The following is a 17211-nucleotide window of genomic DNA, read 5'->3' as shown; positions in this document are numbered from 1 at the left end:
CTCAAACTAGTTAATCGAACTTGTTCAGCAATCAAGGTTCAGTATATTCGGCTAATCTGTCAGCTAACCTGAACAAATCCAATGAAAATAGTAAAGTGGCCAACATTCGTAGCAAGAGGGAGGACGAACTCTAAATAAACGGCTGATTATCAATTAGTTTAATCTAGTTGATGAAACATTTTCCCCGAATGTTGGCAACTACCCTTTACTCATCAATATACTCTAACTGAGGGTTGGAAGAATTTTAATCAAGATAGGCTGACGGAAAGAGGAGCACTTATCGTGCTACTTAAGTTGGCACGTATAGAAGGCTTACCTCCAGAGTGTCTAAATGCCATTTTCAAGCACAAGTTGTGACCTACCGTCACCGGCTTTTTCAGGCGTAAACTACTCCCAACTGGACGATTAAAGTATCATCAGCGCGCTGAAGCGGTTATTAATAGATCATGACCTTTAGCGTTTAATTCCCAATCATTATGGTCTTGGTTCCAACTGAAAAGAAGTTCGCGCTCGCAAGGGTGGCCATAATCGTCAGTAACGGTAAATTTGACGGCATGACGACGTTGATCATGGGGCTTGTCGGGTAAACTCCTAAAAGCCTGTATCAACTCGTCCAAGCTAACTTCTAAATTGAGCAGGGACTGGGTATTCATTTTCATGGTAGTCAGGTTTTAAGGCACTTTAAGGCTATTGAGCCGGTGTTAAGTTGATAAAATGAAAAAGGCCAACCACCCAGGTGGCCAAAGCCTTAGGAACATCCCCCGAAAACCCGAACAACTCTAGTGAATGAACGGCAAGGTAATAACTCCCAAATAGCGGGCAGTCTTTCGCAAGCTTTTGGCAATAGCTATGACTCCTGGTTAAAACTCCACTGTGATTTTGAGCTGTGGCAGGCAGAAAAGAACGTGAACCATTCTACCATTGGGCATTTTTGGCCCGTAGCCAAACGCCTAACGGGTTAAGAAAACAGCTAGGCGGTTCCTGACCCCTGCCAGTAAAACGGCCAGCCAGTAGCTCAGGCGTGGTTCTTTATCCAGGGGTAGCCAGGAGCTACCGGTCCGTATTGTCTCCCGTTTTGAGCGTCTCGCTAGTTGTTCCCTTTTTGGCTGGTGAATCAGTGTTCTCCTCCGTCGATGTGGTCTTGGTAACGGTTGTTTTAGTTTCCTGCGTCGTTTCCGGGGCTTGCTCTATAGCGGGCATAGTGGCTCGTGGGTTGATTGTTGGGTAAACATCCAACGAGCGTTTATGTTGTAAAAAGTGAGGGGCAGGCGCTTCAGCGCCCCGGTAGTCGAACCGGGTTTTCTGAAAGTAAGCTATAAAGTAGGCTATACCGCAAGGCGAAGGACAGGGTTACCCGTGGCTACAAGCAAATGAGGGTTCTACAGAAACACGGGGACTAGTACCGAGCAACTAGGGTAGCTTTTGACAGATGCCGGTAGAGGCTGTTTAACGAGCTTGGGAGCTGCCGGGCCAATAGCCTGGGTAGCCACTTGATGAGACCAACGTTAACTTTTCCCTGGTTGGTGGTTCCAGCAGGTTTGAAAAAATCTACTGAATCTATAAACATAATTCTTGATTTCTGATTTACTAGATTTAACCTACAAGCAGAATGGAACCTATACATCCCGTTGGGTATAGCCACCCGTTCATTGGCGCATCCATGCAGACAACTGATAATTCTCCTTTTTCTTCGGCCTCCCCACAGCCCGATGATTTTGTTGAAAACCAACTCCGCATTCCCCTCATTGAAGAGCAGTTGCAGGTAGGTAGCCAGGTCGTGGAAACGGGCCGGGTGAAACTAACAAAAATCGTTCATCAGGCTCCGGAAACCGTAACGATCCCCCTCACCCGGGAGGAGTATACCATTGAGCATGTGCCCGTCAATCAGTACGTGGACCAGCCACCGGCCCCCCGCCAGCAGGGTGACACGATGATTTACCCGGTCCTTAAGGAAGTACTGGTGGTGCAAAAACGCCTGATGCTCATCGAAGAGATCTACGTCACTAAACACCATACCCAACACAATGAAACCCAAACGGTTCTGCTGCGCCGGGAGGAAGTAACCGTCGAGCGGATCCCGGCTCCCCCTGAACGTCCGGTTTGATTGGCAAACCCTCGTTATATACATCAAGTCCATTTAATACTCAACGCAAAACCCAGTACAACTCATGGCACAAACAGTAATCGGCATTTTCGACAACACGAGCGAAGCTCAGCAGGCTGTTGACCAACTCGTTAGCAACGGCTTCAGCCGCTCACAGGTGGACATATCGGCCTACACCGATACCGGTACCAACACCGGTGTCGACGCGACGACAGAGGGATCCACCAGGGGGGCTCTTATTCCGGATCGGCATACCAATACATCGGGCACCACAACCGAAGAAGTGGTGGACGATACCAAAGACGTAGGGGATAGCATCGGCAGCTTTTTTAGTTCGTTGTTTGGTGGTAGCGATGAGGAGGATGACCGCAAAAAGTATTCGGCCGTTGGCAGCCGCAGCTCGATTGTAACGGTGCACGCCGAAACGGAAGACGAAGCGAAGCGGGCGGCCGATTTGCTGGATGATAATGGGGCGGTGGACGTTAACGAGCGGGCTGCCCAACACGGTTACGCCGGCCCTGCCGCGACGGGTCTGAGCGATGTAAGCCATCCAACGAGCGACACGGATCAAACCATTAATGTAATTGAGGAGAATCTGGCGGTCGGCAAGCGGACGGTCGAAACGGGTGGCGTTCGGTTGAAGAGCCGTATTGTGGAAATGCCGGTGGAAGAGAGTATTCGGCTGCGCCAGGAACGGGTAAGGGTCGAGCGTACCCCGGTGAACCGTCCGGCAACGGAAGCTGATCTGACGGCTTTCCAGGAGGGGCAGATTGAATTGCGAGAGCAGGCGGAGGTGCCCGTGATTTCCAAGACCGCCCAGGTCGTAGAAGAGATATCGGTTGGCAAAGACGTAACGGAGCGGGAAGAGGTAGTGCGTGAGAATGTTCGTCGTACGGAAGTGGACGTAGAGAATCTGGTTTCGCCGGATAAACCTCTTGATACCGACCGGACGACTGGTCATTCTGGGGATGTGCCGTCCTCGACTAAGTAACCGATTAGCTCCTGGTACGGTTAGCTTCAGGAGTGGGTAGTGGAGGGGGTGACTGGTCTTCAGTTACCCCCTTTTTTAGATACGCCCTGGGTGAAACTCAAGCAGTAGGGTCGCTTTGCCGTTTCGTACGGCACCGGCCGGCCGGTGCCGTACGAAACGGCAAAGCGACCCAAAAAGGGCAGTGCGCTCACTGCAAACTGTTTTTCAGGTATGGTGATCTACTGGAAGTTGACCACAAGGTTCCCCGCTCCCTAGGGGGTACGGATCGGTACATCAACCTTCAATTACTGCACCGACATTGTCACNATACCAATACTGCGACGGATCGACAGGAAGTAGACTTAGGAGGTTCATTATCTATTGCCAAACCATCGAGGAGCCGTGTGAGGTGAAAGTCTCACGCACGGTTTTGAAGACCAGCCGTCGGGGCGACTCGGCGGCTGAGTTTAATTACATAGTACGTTTGAGCTGTGATGAGTAAATTCTCAAATCAGTGGTCATTTTGACTGCGCGTTGAGCCACCCGTATGGAAAAGTCAGATCGTACATTAGTTAAACCTGTGAATTATGTACGATTCGGCAAAGGGACCCGATGATGTCCTGACGGGCTACACCCACAGATTTTTAGACAAGCATTGTGCTTATCTGATGGATACACGTCCTACTTTTTCCGTTTGGGCCTATTGAGTTTTCTGGACAATTTTGACAAAAGGCACTAAAACTTGAATCATTCCTCTTGGGTTCAACCGATTGGTAAACATGTTCACTTCAATGCCGTTAGAAGTAAAGACACAAACACTGATCGACCAGTAGAAAAGTGACCATTCGACCCAGGTTGTATGAGTCGTTACCCACCTGGATGTATTCGTGACCAAAAGACCAGGTGTCACTTCGATTGTAAAGCTTGCTGTCACTATACCGGTATACTTCCACTTGGCGGATGTCGTTTTCAACAATTAAGCCCTGAAGTCTGCTGACCACCGTTTCTGCTGATGACATAAGAGTAGCATTAAAAAGCCCCGATCTGGCTTGGAGCTATCAAGATCGGGGTACTGCACGGTTGTATGTGGATTAGCTTATCCCTACTCGGTTGCTCCTCAGCAGAGCCGCCTTCCGTTTTAGCTAATGGAGTAGTTCTTCCAGCGGAACAATTTAGGGCCAGTGGGCTACAGCTATGACGGTCTTCATTCCTTGGCGAACGTCGCCCGGCGTAATTCTTTGCCGGCAGGCCGGCGGCTGCGGTCAGTTGTCAAAAGAATCCCTAAAAAGGCGGATTATTTCTTTATCGTGTCAGTTTCTACCGTGGTCTTGGTAACCACCTGAGCCGTATCCTTGGTAACCACCATGGAGGTATCTTTTGTGGACGTTTCTCCATCGGCCGTGTTACTGCCCTTTTTCTTAGGATCGCAGGCAGTCGCTAGTGTCGTTAGCGACAGAACAAAAAAGGAGTATTTGATCAGTGTTTTCATAGCCTATGGTTTAGTAAAGTGAAAGTATACAGGCATTAATACGTTTATTAACGAAAGGTAACCCACTCAACATCAAATACGATACCGTGTGCTACTGGTTGAAGTTGATAGTTGTAGTGATTATAGCATGACAGCACTTGACCGATTCATTTAGAAGCTGTTTGAGTTAGCAAAATGCGTGTCTAATCGTACGCCTGATGTGGGCAATCCAAATGAAACTTTGAGCTGACAGAATCGTTCGTTCATAGTCTTTTGCCAATCTGCGATTATTACCTAACCAGCTAATAGTACGTTCGACTATCCATCTCCATTTGTGAATAACTAACGCACCAACAGCGGGTTGATCCTCAATCGGGGTCTTTGAAATGACCACGCGCATGTCATAAATCGTTTCCAACTGTTCCTTAAAATGGCCCCCAAACGTACTGTCAGCATACATCAAGACCAAATCATCCAACAACGGGTTGATATGCTCGGCCTGTTCCCAAAACGTAACGCCTGCCTGCCCATCATGAACGTTAGCTGGACGCACGTCAGTCCACAACAAATGCCCACACGGGCGGCCCCGCCATCGTATCGACCATCAAAAATCGCTTTCGGCCCTTAATGAGTTTACCGCCATCAAAGCCAATATGCTGGGTGGCAGTCGAGGAGTTCTTAACGCTCTGCGAGTCGATTACTGCTACTGTTGGGACTGGCTTTTTGTCTACTCTAAGGCGGTGAAGCATCGTCACCGCGCGGGCGGCCCCGCTCGTTGGCAATCAGTATCCATGTGTCGTCTTTGCTCCATTTTCGGAAGTACCAATAGACGGTTTGCCAAGGCGGAAACCCATCGGGCAGATCGCGCCAGAGGATGCCGTTTTTAGTCAGATAAAAGATCGCTTCGACAATGCGTTGAAGTGGCCAAATACTTTTTCGTTTGACGCAAATGAGTTTTTCGACGGTTCGCCGCTCATATCTTTGATTTTAGATAATCATATCAGAAAAAGTACAATTTTTGAGTGCGACTTGACAAGGCTAGTCAGCACCCTGAGTTCCGCCGATAGTACGTCCAACCGATACTGCACCGCTGGTTGCTCTGGCTAGCTTGTCTTTTCCCTGTAGCTCCAACAGTACCTATAGACGTAGCCAGCTGGCCACGATCTGGCATGCATGTGCAAAGGCGGGAAAAGGCGGTCGATCAACTAATTCGTTTACCCTTTAATCCCCTTTTGTATGCAACTACTACGCTATTGTGTTGGTCTGGACATCAGTAAGGATTCATTACAGGTTTGCCTGTCGGTGATTGATAGTGAAGGACGGGTGGTGGTCAAAGGCTCGACCAAAGTGGCCAATAAAACGACTGCTTTTGCACAGTTAGAGCAATGGGTTAGTAAACACCGGAAGACTGACGGCTTACCACTGCGCTACGTGATGGAGTCAACAGGTGTTTACCATGAGCCTGTAGCTTGGCATCTCTATCAGAAGGACCAATCGGTCTGTATTCTGTTACCCAATAAGGCCAAACATTACCTAAAAAGCTTGGGCTACAAGTCTAAAAACGATAAGATTGATGCGCAGGGACTGGCGCGTATGGGTCTTGAACAACAGCTTACTCTCTGGAAGCCCTTATCGAAGAACATCTATAGCTTGCGCTTATTAACCCGTCAGCATCAACGGTTTCAAGAGTGGAAGACCCAGTGTCGCAATCAACAACATTCCTTGGATCACAGCGCCCTAGGTGATGATTTTCTCACTAAACAGAACACAAAGCTACTGGCTGTCTATGATCAACAACTCGAAGCCTTAGAAAAGGCGATTCAAGACTTAATTGCGGGCGATGCCGTCCTGAAAGCACAAGTTGAACGACTGACGGCCATCAAAGGGTTAGCGCTGCTGTCGGTGGCTGTACTGATTGCAGAAACCAACGGGTTTGAGGGGTTTGCTAACCAACGGCAATTAGTGAGTTATGCTGGTTATGATGTGATCGAGAATCAATCGGGCAATCGGTCAGGCAAAACCCGTATCTCGAAAAAGGGCAACAGCCGCATTCGACGTATTCTTCATTTACCTGCTTTCAATGCGGTTCGCTTTGGAGAGCCAACTTGTCAGGCGCTTTACGAACGAGTTTACCGGAAGACCAACACGAAGATGAAGGCTTATGTGGCTGTCCAAAAGAAGCTACTATTGTTAACCTATGCTTTGTGGCGTCATCAAGCTGATTACGATCCTTCATACTCTATGAATCAATCAAGTATGTGCAAAAAAATAGTCCCGGCTAGCGGGACTACACAGGATCAATCCACCGTGGCGGAGTTGTCCTTTGGATGAGTCAAAGATATAAAAAAAATCCTAACCCAAAATTTGGTTTTCACGACAGTACCAGCGATACCTTGCCATTGAGAGGCCGTCAGGTCGGAGGAATAAGGTTGCTTCACACAACTTAAACCCCGATTGGCAGCTTTCTCGTTTCCAAAAACACTAACTCAAACAGCTTCTTAAACACGAGAAAAGGTCGAAATTCCATTATGAAACTACTGGGTGTGTTGCGGAGCGTTTTTCTTATATGACAACTATGTTTATTTCCGCACACTACCCTCCCACTTCAACCGACGGTTGTCGTCCAATTAAAAGCCAGCTATTTCTATTTATTAGACTCGTAATCTTCTACCAATCAATCAATTATGCGGTATCGGCCGTTAATCAAAATCGTTCGCGAAACCCTCCGAATCACAGAAGAAGCCGCGCTCCTCTGTAGGAACGCGGCTTCTTCTGTGAACCAGTCTTTCGGAGAATAGGGTTACTCCGCTTTGAGCAGCTTAACAGTCTGGCTTTGGGTGGATGTGCTCACCCGCAGCAACAACACGCCCGCCGGGGTCTGGCCCAGGCGGAGCGTCTGACGCTCCACGACCCCGGCCCGACCCACCCACTGCTCAATCACCGGGTGACCCCGCGCATCCGTAATGGACAGCGACAGAACCTGCCCCTTGGCACCCCGCACTTCCACGGTCACCAGTTCACCCACCACCGGGTTACCCAATACGGTGACCGTTAGCGGCACTTCCGGACTAGCACCCACTCGCGGAGTACCCGTCTGGCAGGCCGCCAGCCAGCCATAGCTGAAACTGGTGCTTACCCCGCTCTGAACCGCCCGTAAGTTGATGACCGGATTGTCCGTGTACAGGTCCAGACTGTAGGGACCCGGATTGGTCGTCGGCAGCAGCTCATTGACCACCGAGAAACTCACCGGACTGCCATCCAGACCCGCATACCGGGGACTGAACGTCAGTCTCCGCTCACCCGCCGAGATGACCTCACAACTCACTGTTGTCACACCCGTGATGCTGAACGTAGCTGTTGGTGGTGGGGGCGTTCCGGCAGCCGGACTGACCGTGAGGGTGAAACTGGTGCTGGCACTCATGCTCCCCGGATCAGTCGCCGTGACAGTGACTTTGCTTACCCCACTCGTGGAAGGCGTTCCTGATAGGGTCGAAGGAGCCGTGAAACTAAGACCCGCTGGCAGATTACTCACCGAGAGGGTCAACTGATTGGGCGTCTCGGCATCGGTGAACACGTTGGCTAGCGAAAGCGTGTACCCAACACCCACCGTGGCCGACTGGGGACCAACCGGGTTAGCCACCGTGGGCGGGGTGTTAGCCGTCGTGCTGCTGCACACCGACAGCCAGTTGTAGGCAAAGCTGCTGCTGATGCCGCTCTGCACCGCCTGCAGGGTCACCACCGGATTGTCGGTGTAGAGGTCCAGACTGTAAGGGCCCGGATTGGTCGTGGGAGCCAGTTCGTTGACCACCTGGAAGCTGATCGGAGCGCCATTGACCCCCGCGTACTGGGGATTGAAGCTCAGCCGGCGCTGACCGGCCGACAGTACCTGGCAGCTGATGGTCGTCACGCTGGTGATGCTGAAGGTACCCGTTGGTGGGGGGGGCGTTCCGGCCTCCGGATTCACCATGAGAGTGAAACTGGTGCTGGCACTCATGCTGCCCGGATCGGTCGCCGTCACCGTCACGGTGCTTACCCCGCTCATCGAGGGCGTACCCGAAATGGTCGAGGGGGCCACAAAGTTAAACCCGGCAGGAAGACCACTCACCGACAGCACCAGGCTGTTGGGCGTCTCGGCATCGGTGAACACACCCGCCAGTGACAGTGTGTAACCAATGCCCACGGTGGCCGACTGGGGCGGCACCGGATTGGCCACCGTGGGCGGGGTGTTGCCCGTCGAGGAGCTGCAAGCCGACAGCCAGTTATAGGCAAACCGGGTGTTGGCTCCGCTCTGGGTGGCACTCAGGGTGATGACCGGATTATCGGTGTACAGATTCAGTGAGTAAGGACCCGGATTAGTCGTGGGCAACAACTCGTTGACTACCGAGAAGCTGATGGGTTGACCATTCACGCCCGCATATTGGGGATTGAACGTCAAGGTGCGCAGGCCCGCGCTTACCGTCGCACAACTCACCGTCGTGACGCCCGTGATGCTGAACGGACCGCTGGGCGGCACTACTACGCTGGCCGGGTTGATAGTCAGTTGGAACGTAGTGGCGACCGAGAGACTGCCCGGATCGGTAGCGATGACGGTCACGGGGCTTACCCCTGACATCGATGGCGTACCCGAAATGGTGCTGCCGACAAACACTAAACCGGGGGGCAAATCGCTCACCGATAAGATCAACGCATCGCCATTAGGGTCAGAGAAAGTGTTGGCCGGTATGGTGACGTTGAAGCCCACGCCCACCGTAGCTGACTGGGGTGCGATAGCGTTGGCCACTACCGGCGCCTGGTTGACCGGTGCCGCGGAATTGATGGTGATGGTAAAGCTCGAGGCAGCCGTTCCCCCCTTGCCGTCATTGGCCGTTACACTCACGCCCACGACCCCCGATGCCGAAGGCGTACCCGAGATCACCCGCGTAGCGGCATTGAAGCTCAGTCCGTTGGCGGGCAGTCCCGTCACCGAATACGTCAGCGCATTCCCATCGGGATCGGTGAAGGCGTTGACTGTATAGGTGAAGGCGACGCCGACCGTGGCCGTCTGGTTAGGGTTGGTGGTAGCGACGGGTGCCGTGTTGTCCTGACTCACGCTTGTGCTGGCCACGCCCGGGCAACCGTCGGTCGTGGTCACCGTGACCGAGTAGGTGCCCGACGCATTCACGGTGGCCTGGTTGGTGGTGCCGATTGGGGTGGCCCCCGCACTGAACACGTAGGAAAAGGTCTCCCCGATCTGGCCCACCGGCGTAGCCGTCAGTGTCACGCTGGTCTGGTTGGGAGTCAGCGGGCCGTTGTTGGTCAGACCCGCCACCGGCAGGGCGTTCACGGTCACGATAGTGGTGGCCGTGCTGCTGAGGCCGTTATCGCTCACCGTCAACGTAAAGGTCTGACCCCCCGTGCCACTGGCCGTCAGGGCCTGACTCAGCGTAGGGTTGCTGCTGGTAGCGGCAATGGACGTACCCGCCCCGTTGGTGAGGGTGTAGCTGTACTCACCCGTTACACTGCCGATGGTGGCGGTGAAGGTGACGGGGCTCCCCCCGCAGATGGTGTTATCCAGGGTGCTGAAACCCGTGATAGATGGTTCGTTGACCACTGGCGCATTCACCGTCAGGGTATAGGTGCCCCCCACGCCCGTGCAACCATTCGCGTCCGTGGCCTGCACGGTGAGGGGGAAACTACCCGTCTGGGTCGGCGTGCCACTCAGCACACCCCCTAACGATAAATTCAGGCCCGTGGGCAGACTGCCGCTGGCCACACTGAAACTATATGGGCTCACTCCACCCGAAGCGGTAAAGGTCTCGCTGAAGGACATGTTAATTGTCGCCGTGTTGACCCCCGGGTTGCTCACCAGTACGAATGAACCACAATTGCACCCCTGACTATTCGACGCGTTGACCGTCAGGCTAAAAGCGGTACTGGTAACGCTGTTACAGCCATCCGTTACCACCACCAAGTAGCTACCACTGTTGGCCGTTGTGGTGTTGGGCAGGTTGAGCGTAACGGCCGTCTGACTGGTGATGGGCAACCCGTCTTTATACCACTGGTAGGTTAACGTACCCGACCCGCTGGCACCCACTGACACGCTCACCGCGCTCCCCGCACAAACAACCGAGGCCGCTGCGGGCTGCGTGGTCAGGCTGACAGCCGGGGGTGCAGTGAGCGTGGCCGAGAAGGGCAGCGTCTGGGCTACACAGGCCCCACTCAGGGCTAAAGCATACGCCCCACCGCCCAGACCATCCACCGTGAGTTGACCACTGGCATTGCTGGTGGGGGTGAGGGTGGTGGTGTTTCCGCCCAGGGTATAGCTGAGGGTATAGGCCGTAGTGGGTTGCAGCCCCCCCAGTGTAAGCGAGCCGTTGGCGGGGTTGCAGGTGGTAGCATTGGTAGCCGACAGACTCAGGGGCGGGTTGCCCGAACCGATGCTGAAGGTGCCCCCGTTCAGGTTCTGCACCAGCCCCCCGTTGTAGGAAATGCCGCTGTTGCCCGAAGCGTTCTCGATGAGCGTACCCGTGTTAGAGAACGAGCCGGCGTTGGTAATGACCCCATTGCCCAGGCTCTGCAACAGGGCCGGGCACCCCTGATTGTTTATTGTTGCACCGGCCCGGTTGTCAATGGCGGTGCCCGTCACGCTGGCCCCGATGGTGAGCGTGGCCGAGTTGACAAAGCGGCCGCCTGAGTAATTGTACAAGCCCGCGGTAGTGGCCCGGTCAATGCTAAGGCTACTCCCCGCCGTGTTGTTAAACGAACCCCCTTCATTCTCCAGCCCATAAAGCCCTACGCTGGCAACGGCCCCAATGGTGAGCGTGCCCGAGTTGTCAAAACTGCCGCCTGATGGTCTAATGTACAAGCCCGCGCGAGTAGCCCGGTCAATGCTGATGCGCCCGCTGGCCGTGTTAGTAAATGAACCCCCATCAAAAAACAGCCCATTTCTCCCCACGCTGGCAACGCCCCCGATGGTGAGCGTGCCCGAGTTAAGAAAGCGGCCTCCGTTATTCTCCAGGCCCCATTGACCGAACCGGTCAATGCTGATCTGCCCGCCGGCCGTGTTAGTAAATGAACTGAAAAGACTAACCAGCCCATACGTACTCCCACCGGCAACGGCCCCGATGGTGAGCGTGCCCGAGTTGACAAAGGTGCTGGTTTGTTGATTGAACAAGCTAATGGAGTTGGCCCGGTCAATGCTGAGGCTGCCGCCCGCCGTGTTGCTAAACGAACCCACATTCGACAGCCCATCACTACCCACGCTGGCAACGGCCCCGATGGTGAGCGTGGCCGAGTTAAGAAAGCTGCCGCCTAAATCATTGGACAAGCCCTTGGAACTGGCCCGGTCAATACTGATGCTGCCCCCCATCGTGTTGCTAAACGAACCCACATTCGACAGCCCATCACTACCCACGCTGGCAACGGCCCCGATGGTGAGCGTGGCCGAGTTAAGAAAGCTGCCGCCTAAATCATTGGACAAGCCCCTGGAACTGGCCTGGTCAATGCTGATGCTGCCCCCCATCGTATTGCTAAACGAACCCACATTCGACAGCCCATTATTACCCACACTGGCAACGGCCCCGATGGTGAGCGTGGCCGAGTTAAGAAAGCTGCCGCCTAAATCATTGGACAAGCCCCTGGAACTGGCCTGGTCAATGCTGATGCTGCCCCCCATCGTATTGCTAAACGAACCCACATTCGACAGCCCATTATTACCCACACTGGCAACGGCCCCGATGGTGAGCGTGGCCGAGTTGGCAAAGGTGCCGCCTGAGTAATTGTACAAGCCCGCGGTAGTGGCCCGGTCAATGCTGATGCGCCCGCCGGCCGTATTAGTAAATTCCCCTTCTTCATTTTCTATCCCATAACGCCCCACGCTGGCCACGGCCCCGATGGTGAGCGTGCCCGAGTTATCAAAGCGGTCAAAGCTGCCATTGTACAAGCCCGCGTCACGGGCCCGGTCAATGCTGATGCGCCCGCCGGCCGTGTTGCTAAAAAAACCCTCATTATACAGCCCATCACTACCCACGCTGGCAAGGGCCCCGATGGTGAGCGTGCCCGAGTTATCAAAGGTGCCCTGGTTATTCTCCAGGCCCCAGGCCCCGACCCGGTCAATGCTGATCTGCCCGCCCGCCGTGTTAGTAAATGAACTCGCAAGGTTAACCAGCCCATATGTACTCCCCCCTCCGCTGGCAAGGGCCCCGATGGTGATCGTGCCCGAGTTGACAAAGGTGGTTCTGATGTTGCTTTGGCGATTGAACAAGCCAATGGAACTGGCCCGGTCAATGCTGATGCGCCCGCCGGCCGTGTTGCTAAACGAACCCGCATTATACAGTCCATCAGTACCCACAGAAGACACATTACCCAGCACCAACGCCCCCCGGTTATCGACCACCCCCCCGTTGTAAAAACCCGTTGTATTGAACGACACCGATTTACTGCCGTTGATAGTCAGGCTGCCCCCGCTGCTAATGCTCAGCGAGGCCCCGCTTCGCACCTCCACCGAGTTGGCTACCGCCGTCGTGCTCAGTAGGGGTTGGTTGGTCTCAGGCACAATCACTACATCGTCGCTGGTGAGGGGAACGCGGCTCAGGCTCCAGTTTGTAGCCGTGTTCCAGCCGTTGGAGGTTGTGCCGGTCCAGGTATTGGTGGTCTGGGCCAGGGCAGCCTGCCCGGTTAGCAGCAGCGATAAAAGAAGAAGATGAAGCAGGTACTTGTTTTTCATACCATTAATCGATTGATAGGTAGTGATTTGGATTGGTCAATGGAAGCCGGTGGCTTCCGGTATTTGGGTTAGAAATCGTATTTCCCTAACCAGATTGGTGATTCCCACTCCCACCTCATCCCCACCCTTTAGGATTTCCTTAGGACTTTCGGGGTTAACTTTTTGCAAGCCGAATACCACCCTTACGTTTGGATGCCCCGGCAAACATTTAACGCGTTCAACTGGCAGGGTGCGAACGTGTACATTGCGTGTCTGTAAGATAGCCCTCTGCATTAGGCAAAGATAATGTCACTAATTCTACTTTGTCAGATTAAGTTTGATAAGTGTGGAGGTGGGCATTATTGGCTCGTATCCGATGGCGTTGCTCAATAGCCTGCCATAAGCTCTCGCTTTGGTGGAGTTTGTTGAGAAGCGTCTTTGCTAACATCAGTTTGATGTCCGAACAAGACAATAAGGGTAAATCTTCCTGGACTTCCAGACGCGTTTCCAGCCGCACGGATTTCTATAGTACGTTTGAGCTGTACTGTAATAAGAACTCAAAATGGCAGAAATTAGCCTGCTAGTTGAGCACCCCGTGTAGGCAAATCCGAGATTTCTATAGCCAACCCTGTAACCCATGTTCTGATCTACACGGGTGAATTTTTAAGCCTCGACAGTTCAATTGGTGCAAAACCGTGTATACTATGCCAGGGTCCAAAAATTCACTGCTCCATTTTCCCTGTTGTTTCACTAAACGCTTACTTGAATGAAAAACTATGTCGGAATTGATGTTGCCAAAACAAGTTTAGCCGTAGCCTTTCCACTACCCAATGGGGGTTGGACAAACACTGCTTTTGCCAACACCCCTGAGGGGATCCGCAGCCTGGTTAAACAGTTGCCTGCTCAGGCCCACTGTATTTTGGAAGCGACAGGCTCTTACTCGGTTTTAGTAACCTATATGCTTTGTCAGGCAAGCATTGACGTTTCGGTCATCAACCCTAAACAAAGCCATAACTTCGCGAAGATGCGGATGTCAGTAACCAAGACCGATCCACGGGACGCGGTGCTGCTAGCAGAATACGGTCGGCTTATTCAACCAGCTCTTTATCAGATGGCTACGGATAGTCTGTTGCGTCTTCGTCAAAAAAGAGCTCTGCTTCGCCAGTATCATAAACAACGAAGAACGTTACTAAATTTACAACATTCATTTGCAGTTTTACCCGTCAAAGATTCCTCTACTGAACAAAGTTTACAAACGATGATTAACTCGTTTGAAGGGGTAATCACCCACTTACAGCAGGAAATCTGTCAACTTTGCGAAGCCGAATATCACGAGCAATACCAGCGTTTACTATCGATCAAAGGTATATCTCACAAGGTGGCTACAGCGTTGATTGAAACCACAAACGGCTTCCAGGATTTTCAATCGGCCAAGGCAGTGGCCAAATTTATTGGCCTAGCCCCAACTACCTTTCAATCGGGTAAGATGAACACCCACCGGGGTATTTGTCGCACCGGTGATTCTCACCTTAGAAGCATGCTTTATGTCGCTAGCTGGTCTGCCATTCGATGCAATACCGCTTGTCGAGAGTTTTATCAACGCTTGAAGGCCGCCGGTAAACCGTCCAAGTTAGCGTTGATTGCCGTTGCCAACAAGTTGCTCCGCCAGGCGTTCGCCTTGGTTCGGTTTGGCGAGGACTTTAATGATAATTATCAACCAAAATTTCGCTCAGCCCCTTGCATTTGAATACAGTTCATGGTTTATGCAAGCGGCAATACATACATTTCGTCCTATTTTTGGCCCCAACCTACCACGGGTTCTTTATCCAAGGGGCGTAAAATCACGGTCTCAAACGGCAGTTATAGTTTGACGTCGGGTGGCACATCTACCGGCAGCAGCTGACCGTCCAACTGTGTTAGCTACCCCAGTAGGCTTAGTGAAAAAACGAATGCGTCTGCCGCTCTTCAACTAAAAACTTTCCCGCTTTTTATCCGTTTCAACCAGCCTGATTGTCAAAGCTGTAGCATCAAACAAAAGCCTACAGCACGACTATGAAACAGGTACAATTCGACCAGTACGGATCGCCCGACGTATTGACGTTGGTAGAAGCCCCAATACCGCAGCCCAATCCGGGTGAGGTTGTTATTAAGGTACAGGCCATCGGGGTCAACTACTCGGATACCCAGCGTCGGCGGAATATGTATTTTCAGCTTACCCCGTTGCCGTTTGTGCCGGGTACCGAAGCCGTTGGGCAAGTCGTGGCCGTTGGCGACGGCGTAAACGAACCCTACCTACCGGGTGCTACCGTCCTGGCTATTCTGCCTGGTGGGGGTGGCTACGCTGAATACGCGTTGGCCCCGGCTGCGTATTGCATACCCTTGCCGCCGGGTATCGACGCCAATACCGCTACGGCTATTTTTGTGCAGGGGTCTACGGCTCAACTGCTAATTTCGCAGGTAGCTAAAGACCTCAAGGACAAAACGGTTCTAATCAATGCCGCCGCCGGGGGTGTGGGGTCGCTGTTGGTGCAGTTGGCCAAAATGCACGGAGCGCGGGTAATTGCGGCCAGTAGTTTGGACGTTAAACTGACCGTAGCCAAATCGCTGGGGGCCGACGAGACAGTAAACTATTCTCGGCCCAACTGGCGTGAGCAGGTCAACAACGGCAACGGGGTGGATTGGGTCTTTGAAACGGTAGGCGGTTCGGTTTACACCGAAAGCATCAAGTGTCTGACAAAAGGCGGAACGCTCTTTATTTACGGCTGCGCCAGTGGCGAAGTGGGTCAGGTGAACCCGGAATATTTCGTGGATGAGAACATCAATCAGTTGGGGTTTAATCTGGCTTTCCACATCACTACCCAACCGCAGCGCTGGCAGGAAGCCCTCGGAACGGTAATTGGGCTGATTGCTCAGGGCAAGCTAAAAATTGACATCACCAGCCGGTTCGCGTTGGCGGATGCCGCCGAAGCGCACCGTCAGATTGAAGCCCGGCAAACGACCGGCAAAGTTGTGTTGAATCCTTGAGTAGTTTTCGCGACAGTCAATAGCAACCAGTAAGTTAGTGGAAGTGTCGAAAGCCACCCAGACCCATCCTAAAATGGAACAGGAAGAAGAATTGAAAAATGCGCTGAGTGGCGATATTAACGCGTTTCAGCGCCTATTCAGTGCGTTTCAATCGCCGTTGAAATCGTATCTGTATCGGTTGACGGCCAGCCGCAACGATGCCGAGGATTTGACCCACGACACCTTTATCCGTGCCTACGATAAACTCGGGACCTTCAATGGCGAGTCATCGTTGAAAACGTGGGTATTCCAGATTGCGACCAATCTTTCATATAACCAACTCAACCGGCAAAAACGCTGGACACCGGATGTTTCGGAGCTGGCCAAGGAGTTGGTAGGCAATAACGAATCGGTTTTTAACCGAATTATGCACGTTTGGGAAACCTCGACCGATACCCGTTATGATATGAGGGAACACATAGACACCTGTTTTACGTGCATTGCCAAAAACCTGTCCATCGAAAACCAGATTGCGCTGATGCTGAAAGATGTGTACGATTTTTCAGTAGTCGAAATCGGGCAGATACTGGGTAAGAGGGAAGGCGTGGTCAAGTATCTGTTGCAGGATGCCCGCAAAACGATGGTCACCATTTTCGATGATCGCTGTGCGCTGGTGAGCAAGCGGGGCGTATGTCATCAATGCTCAGAACTGAACGGCTGGTTTAATCCCAAAGAAAATCAGCAGGAAGCTCTAATGAAGCTAGACCTGGTGAAGGGGTCCAAAAAATTTGACCGGCAAGAACTGTATCACCTCCGCACAACACTGGTCAAAGCCATTGACCCGCTTCGTTCGGAAGGTGCGGGCCTCCAGGAACTGCTTTTAGAGTGCAACCGAATGGCGATGGGCGAGATTTCATCACAAATGAAGTGATTATTTGTGCACGGCATTCCGAAAGTTTCAAGACAAGAATTGCGCATTGAAA

General features: G+C 52.7%; 14 protein-coding genes. 7 read left to right on the top strand and 7 right to left on the bottom strand.

What is annotated here, in order from left to right; genetic code table 11:
* Positions 1-416: 416 nt before the first annotated feature.
* Together B157_RS37780 and B157_RS38605 are read right to left on the bottom strand one after the other, a co-directional pair.
* Positions 417-659 carry a hypothetical protein gene (locus B157_RS37780; protein ID WP_084761882.1) on the bottom strand — a complete coding sequence of 81 codons (243 nt, stop codon included), beginning with the start codon at positions 657-659 and terminating at the stop codon, positions 417-419.
* Positions 660-1050: 391 nt separating this feature from the next.
* A complete protein-coding gene (locus tag B157_RS38605; protein WP_020606586.1) occupies positions 1051-1200 on the bottom strand; it encodes a hypothetical protein in 150 nt (49 codons plus the stop codon).
* A 409-nt stretch (positions 1201-1609) separates the two neighbouring features.
* Here B157_RS38605 and B157_RS0127775 point away from each other — a divergent pair, with 409 nt between their 5' ends.
* The 3 genes from B157_RS0127775 to B157_RS40645 all read left to right on the top strand — a co-directional run bounded on the left by B157_RS0127775 (position 1610) and on the right by B157_RS40645 (position 3487).
* Positions 1610-2104, top strand: a complete 495-nt coding sequence (locus tag B157_RS0127775) for a YsnF/AvaK domain-containing protein (protein ID WP_245565306.1) — start codon at positions 1610-1612, stop codon at positions 2102-2104.
* A 64-nt stretch (positions 2105-2168) separates the two neighbouring features.
* Positions 2169-3095, top strand: a complete 927-nt coding sequence (locus B157_RS0127770; RefSeq protein WP_020606583.1) for a YsnF/AvaK domain-containing protein — start codon at positions 2169-2171, stop codon at positions 3093-3095.
* Positions 3096-3127: 32 nt separating this feature from the next.
* Complete coding sequence (locus B157_RS40645) at positions 3128-3487, top strand: HNH endonuclease (protein ID WP_211225024.1); 360 nt, start codon at positions 3128-3130, stop codon at positions 3485-3487.
* Between the two features lie 881 nt (positions 3488-4368).
* Here B157_RS40645 and B157_RS0127760 read toward each other — a convergent pair.
* From B157_RS0127760 to B157_RS40640, 4 genes are all read right to left on the bottom strand, one after another.
* Positions 4369-4563, bottom strand: coding sequence for a hypothetical protein (locus B157_RS0127760; RefSeq protein WP_020606581.1), 195 nt, complete (start codon positions 4561-4563; stop codon positions 4369-4371).
* A 166-nt stretch (positions 4564-4729) separates the two neighbouring features.
* On the bottom strand, positions 4730-5095 hold the full coding sequence (locus B157_RS36125; protein ID WP_052647026.1) for a transposase: 366 nt from the start codon (positions 5093-5095) through the stop codon (positions 4730-4732).
* Between the two features lies 1 nt (position 5096).
* The gene (locus B157_RS38600) at positions 5097-5291 is read right to left on the bottom strand and encodes a hypothetical protein (protein ID WP_020606579.1); all 195 of its coding nucleotides are present in this window, start codon (positions 5289-5291) and stop codon (positions 5097-5099) included.
* Positions 5275-5472 (bottom strand): transposase, encoded by a 198-nt coding sequence (locus B157_RS40640; protein ID WP_425423216.1) that lies wholly within the window; start codon positions 5470-5472, stop codon positions 5275-5277. Before B157_RS40640 ends, B157_RS38600 begins: the two co-directional genes overlap by 17 nt.
* Before the next feature lie 306 nt (positions 5473-5778).
* On the opposite strand from B157_RS40640, the gene B157_RS0127745 reads away from it, so the two are divergent.
* Positions 5779-6873: an IS110 family RNA-guided transposase gene (locus B157_RS0127745; RefSeq protein ID WP_020606578.1), complete on the top strand. Its 1095-nt coding sequence runs from the start codon at positions 5779-5781 to the stop codon at positions 6871-6873.
* A 469-nt stretch (positions 6874-7342) separates the two neighbouring features.
* Here B157_RS0127745 and B157_RS36995 read toward each other — a convergent pair whose 3' ends face one another.
* Positions 7343-13246 (bottom strand): beta strand repeat-containing protein, encoded by a 5904-nt coding sequence (locus tag B157_RS36995; protein WP_020606577.1) that lies wholly within the window; start codon positions 13244-13246, stop codon positions 7343-7345.
* A gap of 745 nt (positions 13247-13991) precedes the next feature.
* On the opposite strand from B157_RS36995, the gene B157_RS0127730 reads away from it, so the two are divergent.
* The 3 genes from B157_RS0127730 to B157_RS0127720 all read left to right on the top strand — a co-directional run bounded on the left by B157_RS0127730 (position 13992) and on the right by B157_RS0127720 (position 17159).
* A complete protein-coding gene (locus tag B157_RS0127730; protein ID WP_020606575.1) occupies positions 13992-14972 on the top strand; it encodes an IS110 family RNA-guided transposase in 981 nt (326 codons plus the stop codon).
* Between the two features lie 305 nt (positions 14973-15277).
* A complete protein-coding gene (locus tag B157_RS0127725; RefSeq protein ID WP_020606574.1) occupies positions 15278-16249 on the top strand; it encodes a quinone oxidoreductase family protein in 972 nt (323 codons plus the stop codon).
* A gap of 73 nt (positions 16250-16322) precedes the next feature.
* Entirely contained in the window at positions 16323-17159 is an 837-nt protein-coding gene (locus B157_RS0127720; RefSeq protein ID WP_041952302.1) for an RNA polymerase sigma factor, read from the top strand.
* Positions 17160-17211 lie beyond the last annotated feature (52 nt).

This window comes from Spirosoma spitsbergense DSM 19989 (genome assembly GCF_000374085.1).
Lineage (GTDB): Bacteria > Bacteroidota > Bacteroidia > Cytophagales > Spirosomataceae > Spirosoma > Spirosoma spitsbergense.
Note: the sequence above shows the minus strand (reverse complement) of the source record. Positions and strands in the feature narration are given on the sequence as shown.